Annotated in this window: 9 protein-coding genes; 3 read left to right on the top strand and 6 right to left on the bottom strand. The window is 64.7% G+C overall.

The window, feature by feature from the left end; translation table 11 throughout:
- Positions 1 to 185: 185 nt before the first annotated feature.
- Positions 186 to 404, top strand: coding sequence for a hypothetical protein (locus tag ACQKJZ_RS17355; RefSeq protein ID WP_030090596.1), 219 nt, complete (start codon positions 186 to 188; stop codon positions 402 to 404).
- A 113-nt stretch (positions 405 to 517) separates the two neighbouring features.
- Here the strand turns inward: ACQKJZ_RS17355 and ACQKJZ_RS17350 are convergent, their stop codons facing one another.
- Positions 518 to 745, bottom strand: a complete 228-nt coding sequence (locus ACQKJZ_RS17350) for a hypothetical protein (RefSeq protein WP_062787863.1) — start codon at positions 743 to 745, stop codon at positions 518 to 520.
- A gap of 757 nt (positions 746 to 1,502) precedes the next feature.
- On the opposite strand from ACQKJZ_RS17350, the gene ACQKJZ_RS17345 reads away from it, so the two are divergent.
- Positions 1,503 to 1,640 carry a hypothetical protein gene (locus ACQKJZ_RS17345; RefSeq protein ID WP_164513759.1) on the top strand — a complete coding sequence of 46 codons (138 nt, stop codon included), beginning with the start codon at positions 1,503 to 1,505 and terminating at the stop codon, positions 1,638 to 1,640.
- 72 nt (positions 1,641 to 1,712) lie between these two features.
- Here ACQKJZ_RS17345 and ACQKJZ_RS17340 read toward each other — a convergent pair whose 3' ends face one another.
- Together ACQKJZ_RS17340 and ACQKJZ_RS17335 are read right to left on the bottom strand one after the other, a co-directional pair.
- A complete protein-coding gene (locus ACQKJZ_RS17340; RefSeq protein WP_288806550.1) occupies positions 1,713 to 2,291 on the bottom strand; it encodes a hypothetical protein in 579 nt (192 codons plus the stop codon).
- A 211-nt stretch (positions 2,292 to 2,502) separates the two neighbouring features.
- Positions 2,503 to 3,477, bottom strand: a complete 975-nt coding sequence (locus tag ACQKJZ_RS17335; protein ID WP_030090592.1) for a DUF2493 domain-containing protein — start codon at positions 3,475 to 3,477, stop codon at positions 2,503 to 2,505.
- A 512-nt stretch (positions 3,478 to 3,989) separates the two neighbouring features.
- Between ACQKJZ_RS17335 and ACQKJZ_RS17330 the strand changes: the two genes are divergently transcribed.
- On the top strand, positions 3,990 to 4,346 hold the full coding sequence (locus ACQKJZ_RS17330) for a hypothetical protein (protein ID WP_066703409.1): 357 nt from the start codon (positions 3,990 to 3,992) through the stop codon (positions 4,344 to 4,346).
- 32 nt (positions 4,347 to 4,378) lie between these two features.
- Here ACQKJZ_RS17330 and ACQKJZ_RS17325 read toward each other — a convergent pair whose 3' ends face one another.
- From ACQKJZ_RS17325 to ACQKJZ_RS17315, 3 genes are all read right to left on the bottom strand, one after another.
- Positions 4,379 to 4,699 (bottom strand): single-stranded DNA-binding protein, encoded by a 321-nt coding sequence (locus ACQKJZ_RS17325; protein WP_062787869.1) that lies wholly within the window; start codon positions 4,697 to 4,699, stop codon positions 4,379 to 4,381.
- Between the two features lie 656 nt (positions 4,700 to 5,355).
- A complete protein-coding gene (locus ACQKJZ_RS17320; protein ID WP_030090590.1) occupies positions 5,356 to 5,793 on the bottom strand; it encodes a hypothetical protein in 438 nt (145 codons plus the stop codon).
- Positions 5,794 to 5,796: 3 nt separating this feature from the next.
- On the bottom strand, positions 5,797 to 6,057 hold the full coding sequence (locus ACQKJZ_RS17315) for a type II toxin-antitoxin system Phd/YefM family antitoxin (protein ID WP_037505398.1): 261 nt from the start codon (positions 6,055 to 6,057) through the stop codon (positions 5,797 to 5,799).
- Between the last annotated feature and the right edge of the window lie 243 nt (positions 6,058 to 6,300).

The raw sequence follows: 6,300 nt of genomic DNA, 5'->3' as shown, positions 1-6,300 counted from the left end.
TCCTCCTCGAATTCCTTCGTGAAACGTCGCTGCTTCGTCATCGAGTTCGCCTTTCACCTCAAGGGAACTCTCCACTTTTCCGGGGCAAGTCCACCCAGCCCCATGAATCTTCTTCTTCCTGCCCTCACCAACCAGCGCTATGTTCAGCCAGTTCATAGCCCGATTAGCCTTCACAAGAGGCACCTATGGCAAAGACACTGGAACAGGAGAGACAGGCTCTCGAAGAGGATCAGCGCCGGCTGGAAGAGCGGCGCAGGAAGCTCGAAGAGAAAGAGCGCGAGCAGGCGATCGCGACGATCGAGAAATCCGGACTGCTGAAGCTTGAACCTAAGCGGCTCGCCGATCTGACGGCCCGCATCAAGACACTGGGTTTCGAGGAAGTCGAAAAGCGGCTCAAGGCCTGAATCATCCCCCGCCGCGGCAACGCCGCGGCACGGTCATGGGGGGCTCGATGCCCCCCGTGACCGTTCCTCTCCCAGCAAAAAAAGGGGAGAGGCCGCAGCCCCTCCCCTATCGTTCAGAATTCGTCGATGATGCCGCCCGGCGCGGTGTAGACGATCCGGTCGATCATCGCCTGTCCGAGCGCGCCGTAGTCGCCCTCGTCAATGGCGAGGAACCCCAGCTCATCGTCCTCGACCACATGCTGGTCGAAGTAGCTGTGCATCGCGCGGCGCTCGGCATTGGCGACGGCGGCGAAGTAGGCGGCGTGCTGATCGGCGGCGGCGATGTTCGTGATCGTCTGCATGTTCGTCTCCTGTCGTCTTGAATGACAGGGGAATGGCGTCGGGCGGCGGGACCGTGTCAGGCCTCGCCGGCTTGCCGGCGACCGCAAAGCGGCGGTGGGGGTCACGATTTTCTTCGGCGGCCACCGTCGTTCGAGATTGATGCGCAGCGCCCGATCCGCCGAAGAAAATGGTGGGGCCCCGCCGGGCTTGAGACGGTCTCGTCCGCCCGACAGAATGGGAAGACTGTGAGAGATTTTTCCTCTCGGGGAAGCGCCTCCGGCAAGGCGTAGCGGCGCGCGGACCGACGGGTCCGTGCGGCACGCGAGCGAGCCGGTGTCGTCACGATGAAACGCCGCCCCATCATGGCTTTTGCGAATTATGAGAACGGCGTGCACGGACCCTTCACCGATCTCGGCCAGCGGGCGGAGCGGATGGACAATCCACTGATCCGGGAGGGTGCTGGACAGGGCCGAAACGACTTCGCCTTGGTGTCACAGGAGGTCTGTGTTAGGCGCCGGATTGCGCTGCGAAGGCTGCGGCGCCGGGACTGGTAATCCCGTCGAGAAAGGCAGCTCGGTGTGATCTCACGCCGGGGTGCCTGCGCACATGTCCAGGTGCCTTGGCACTAAAAGCGTAGGCGCATGTCTCGACGTGTTACCAGCCCCGGCTCCCGCGCACGGCGCGGGAGCTCTCCGGGGAGGAGCGACGGCCCGGAAGCTCGCGAGGATGGACCGCGCTCGAGGTAGCGATATGGACCTCTCGGAGACGGACCCGACGGTGACACGGGCGCTTGCGCTGGCATTGATGCGGCAGGCCAAAGAGTATCTGGCGGCGACAAACGATGTCGATGCCGCCGACCAATTGCAGCGCGCGATCGATACCCTGCTGACACCGCGAACGCCGGTCGCGGCATAGGCTCGCAGCGGCATTGCGGGGCGCGCCGCGCGCGGCGACGCGCCCCTTCGCGACGTCTGGTCCGGGCGGAGGCTATGCCCATTCCAGACGGGAACTGTCGTCAAGATCTCCGGTCGCGATCAGGCGGTCGAGCCGGGACAGGTATGGGGCTGCACCCTGCGCTTCGACGCTGCGCCGGATCGCGGGATCAGCGAGGCGGGCACGGACATTGTCGACCGGGATTTCGCCGACGCTCTCCGGTCGCAGTCCAAGCCCTTCGAGCAGCGCGAACGCATTCTGATAGGCCAGATCGAGTTCGAGGCCGAGATCGGAGGTCAGCCCGACCGACAGGGTGATCGGGCCAGTGTCGCCCTCGCGATAGACGCTGACCCGGCGGCCGCGAAACTGGGCCTCATCCAGCACCGTGATGACATCGGTCTGATAGTCGAAGATGCGTGCGATGCTGGCGAGCGCCAGCGGGCAGACACGCGCCTCGAACCGATAGGAGAGATAGTCGTCCTCCGCGAAATCCGGATCCAGCAGGGTCATGTCGAGAGGCTCGCCTTGGCCGCGCAGAAATTCCCGGAAGGCGGCGAGCTGGCGGGCGTTGATGACGGCGGTCTGGCGTTCCTGATGGTCGGCCGATGTGGTGATGCGAAACACAATGGACATCTCGTCCTCCCTTGCTGAACGCAGCACCCGTCCCTTCTCCCCTCTGGCCGCCTGGCGGGGCGAAGTCGGTGCGAATGGTGGCCATTGCGCGAGCGCGCCAGCGCTCAGTCCCCCGCGGCGCGAAGGGGCTCGATGCCCCTGAGCGCCGCATGTCCACGCAGAAAAAGATGGAGAGGCCCCGGCCGAAGCCGGAGCCCCTCCAAGCGAGCACTCACGCGCTGCGCTGGGTGCGCTGGTGCGCGAGGCGGACGATGTGCAGCGGCACCCCCGCCTGCCGCAGCTTCTGGGCGAGGTTCTGCTGGATGCCCGAGCCTTCGCAGATGACGGCTTCCACCGGCTTGAGACCGAGAATGCGGTCATTGCGGACGAAGGCGGCGCGGTTGCCCTGACTGCGATCGAGGCGGAACTGGATGACCTTGACGCCGCGCGATGCCGCCCATGCGTGCGCCACGGCATCGCAGCCCTTCGCTTGCGCGGTGGTCGCGAGGATCATCTCCGGGATGCGTGCCTTGATGCTGTCGAGACCGTTCCAGAGCAGGTCCACGTCCTCCCACACCTGACCACCGGAGAACGCCACGACCGGGCCTTCGGGGGCGAACTGCTCGCGGCGCTCCCGGGCTTTCGAGGCAAGATAGTCGCGGGCCTCGATCATCGATGCGGTAAGCGCGCTGGAAACCCGGCTTCCCCGCACCGGCGAGAAGGGCTTGCCGGTTTCGACCCGATAGACCTCGGCGGCATGGTCGCGCATGCATTCCATCGCCTCGCGGCAACCCTGGAGGGTCTGGCAGAGGAGCTGGGTGTCTTCGAGTTCGGTCGCGTAGATCTCGGACGGATCATAGCTGCGTGCGAGATCGCCGAGCTTCTTGGCGGCGTCATCCTCGCGGCCCTCGATACGCTTCGCCACGACATGGAAGCTGTTGGCGAAACCCCACGCCAGATCGGCCGCAAACGGCTCCATGCGGGTGTCGCGCAGCACGTCGAACATGGTCTGCATCATCATCTCGGTGGCGGCCCGCACCTGCTCGGGATCGGGCATGTCAAGTGCTTCGGGCGCTTCGACGATGCTGAGCTTGGCCATCTCGCTATGTTCGATGAACGCGCCCTCGTAGGTCTGGGTCAGTCCGTCATTTTCACGCGACGCGGCGACGAAGCTGGCAAGGTCGGCGAAATTGTTGAAAGAAGTCATAAAAGCCTCCGAACAAGTCGATCTCTCATCCGGGATTGGATGAAAGATGAAATCTCATCGGATGGGCCGACGGGGCTTTGTCAGGGACGCGGGGACAAGTCCCCGCGCCGCCTCGGCGGGGCGTGGGGGAACCGATTTTCTTGGGGCCAGAGCGCAGCGACGGTCCCGGGAAAATTGGGGGGACCGCGCATCCTTGAGAAAGCCCCCCAAGGCACATCACACTACGGCGATGAAGCTTGTCTGATACCGAGATGTTAGAGAGAGAATTGGATTTGCCCCGGCCGCGGGGCGGCCGGGTTAACAGCAAATCGCTCCATACTGTCCCAGGAGAAACCCCCTCCCCATCACCCCCGCAAGGTGATCGTAACCCGGCAGGGCGGAGACGCGGCAAGGCCGTGGCTCCGGGAGCCGCAGGCGAGTAGAGCGCCGGTCCCGGCCTGAGCCTGTCGAAGGGCCGGGATGCGCCAAATGATCGAGCACCGACGCCGCAGGCAATGTTGAAGGAATGAAGAGTGAAGGCCCAGATTCAGGCGAACTATGAGGAGCGTCTATCGCGATATGCTGCACTGTTGCATGGCAATGAGCCACCGGGGCTGGTGGCGAAACTCGCCGTCTATCAGCAGCTCCTGCGGCAACGTGATATTCATGGCGACCGCCTGTGGCAGATCGAGCCGATCCTCTATCCGCTGGCGGAGCAGGACGTGATCGCGCTGGTGAACAGCGTGATCAAGGTCGTCACCGATCAGGAGTGGAAGCTCCGGGATGGGGCGAGCTTCCATGTCGGCGAGTTCTACGCGATCGGCGTCGAGAACATGGTCCACAACCTCGAGACGGGGCGACGCGCGAACTTCCCGGGCCAGTTGAGCTGAAGGGCGGCGCCCGCAGGCGCCGCTCTACCGGGTCAGAAGAAGTCGATCTTGTCGGCGATGATCTCGCAGCCGTACCGGGTGACTCCGTCGCGATCCTCCCAACTCGAATAGTGCAGCCGGCCGGTGATGGCGACGACATCGCCCTTCTTGCGCGAGGCGCCGGCCTTGCCGAGGCCGTTGAAGCAGGTGACCTTGTGGAACTCTGTCTCTTTGGCGGTGTAGCCGGTGGCGTCGTCGACATAGGTCTTGCCGTCCCTGAGCTTCACGCGATCGGTCGCGACAATGAGGGTGGTGACGGCGCCGCGGGTCTCGGGGTCCTTGGCGACGCGGCCGGCGAGATTGACGTTGTTCATGGTAGTGCTCCTCGTTGGGTCCAGCGGCCTTCCCGCCGGTGACACCGAAGAGCGGCGTGCGGAGAGGGTCCGCACCGTAGCGTCAGCGGAGGGGAACCCCTGGAGGGAGTTGGCGCGGGCAGCCGCGAAGCGGCAACACGGGCGACCGGATGGGGTTGCGGGACGTCTTCGTCTCGCCGCAGGTGTCAGGAACAGGCGAAGGAAGGCTGCTGGCCGCGGCGGGGCTCTACCCGATGGACGATCGCGCGGCGCGCTGCTCTTGACCCCGGCGCCGGCGGCGGAGCGCCCTCAGGAGTTCGTGCTCAGCAATCGGTGACGGGCAAGCCCGTTCGGCGAGGCCCGCTAGACGCAGCGATCGGGATTGAGGGCAGAGCCTCGTATTGCTCGGCCTCGGCGGCCTCAGGCGCGAAATGGCAGACGGAGTTTCGCGCGGCGGGACCTTTCGCGCGCGGTATCATGCTCATCAGCCCATCGGTCGGCGGCGATCTCTTCGTCCGTAGGTCGCGCGCCCGCGAGATCGGCCCGCTGCTTGTCGCTCAAGGTCTCGGCCGTGCTCACCGCCCGATTGCCGTGCCGCTGGTTCGTTCCCATGTGTTCTCACTCCGAAGTCGCGATGATCCGCGCCGCGTGGCAAATGCGGGCGCGGCCGATACTGGTCAGGAGGTACGCTTGACCTGCGTGACCTTGCCGGCGTCGTAGGCGGCGAGCCAGCGGGTGCGGATGGTTTCGTAGAAGGCGGTTGGAAGCTGACCGTATGCAACCTCGCCCAATGGATCGCCGGGCACCGTCCGAAGATCGGGCCCGGGCCATTGAAAATAGTTGAGCTCCGTGAGGACGACCCACGAGCGATCATCATCGAGCCCGAGACGAACCTTCGTCGCGTGCGGAATTTCAACGGCAAGGCTCGTGTCGGACGGCGGCGTATGGGTCACTGGCAGGATGGTGACCATCTTGGCGCCTGCCTTATTTGTCGTCGCGAGCAGCACGGCGCAGGGACGGTCTTTGCTGCCTTCTTCGTGACCTGCCTTTGCTTCATGGCTCCAGAGATACGAGTAGCGAATTACGAGGCCGGGAACTGGATCGGGAATTTGCACTCGTCAGGACTCGACCTCGTGATCGAAGGCAGCGGCTTCTGCCGGCGCTCGCGCCGCTCGAACCCCCTCCACGATTTCCTCCGGCACGTCAGTCAACGTGAAGACCTCGCGATCGCGCCGCTTGAGCCGCTGATATTCGGCGGCCGACATCAACACGAGGCTATCGTGGCCATGATGCGTGATGGTAAGGGGCGCAACCAGCGCCTGGCGGCTGATGCGGCCGAAGGCCTTTGACGCCTCAACGGAACTGACAGTCTGGGGCATGGTGATTCTCCTGTCCGGAAAGTACGGAGTTTCCGGATAAATTTCAAGTCCTCTCTGTCGCGCGCGCGAGGACGATAGCTGAGGACACGGTCACAGGGAAACGAAGGCAGGGCCCGCTTGCCGTGAGGCAAACGAGCCCTGCGGGGTTGGGACGAGCCGGAGGGGAGCGTGGAGGAGGGGGGGGGGGGGGGCGGTCGGGTGCCTTGTGTGTTTGGGTGCAGGGGGCGATTCTCCTTCCTGGTT

Source organism: Sphingomonas sp. NPDC019816, assembly GCF_050274375.1.
In the GTDB taxonomy this organism is placed as follows: domain Bacteria; phylum Pseudomonadota; class Alphaproteobacteria; order Sphingomonadales; family Sphingomonadaceae; genus Sphingomonas.
The sequence above is the reverse complement of the archived record's forward strand: the minus strand, read 5'-3'. Positions and strand labels throughout refer to the sequence as shown.

Bases quoted from the DNA above. Each gene is read 5' to 3' on its own strand.
- ACQKJZ_RS17315 (WP_037505398.1), bottom strand. From the start codon at position 6,057: ATGCCCCAGACTGTCAGTTCCGTTGAGGCGTCAAAGGCCTTCGGCCGC.
- ACQKJZ_RS17340 (WP_288806550.1), bottom strand. From the start codon at position 2,291: ATGTCCATTGTGTTTCGCATCACCACATCGGCCGACCATCAGGAACGC.
- ACQKJZ_RS17335 (WP_030090592.1), bottom strand. From the start codon at position 3,477: ATGACTTCTTTCAACAATTTCGCCGACCTTGCCAGCTTCGTCGCCGCG.
- ACQKJZ_RS17325 (WP_062787869.1), bottom strand. From the start codon at position 4,699: ATGAACAACGTCAATCTCGCCGGCCGCGTCGCCAAGGACCCCGAGACC.
- ACQKJZ_RS17355 (WP_030090596.1), top strand. From the start codon at position 186: ATGGCAAAGACACTGGAACAGGAGAGACAGGCTCTCGAAGAGGATCAG.
- ACQKJZ_RS17350 (WP_062787863.1), bottom strand. From the start codon at position 745: ATGCAGACGATCACGAACATCGCCGCCGCCGATCAGCACGCCGCCTAC.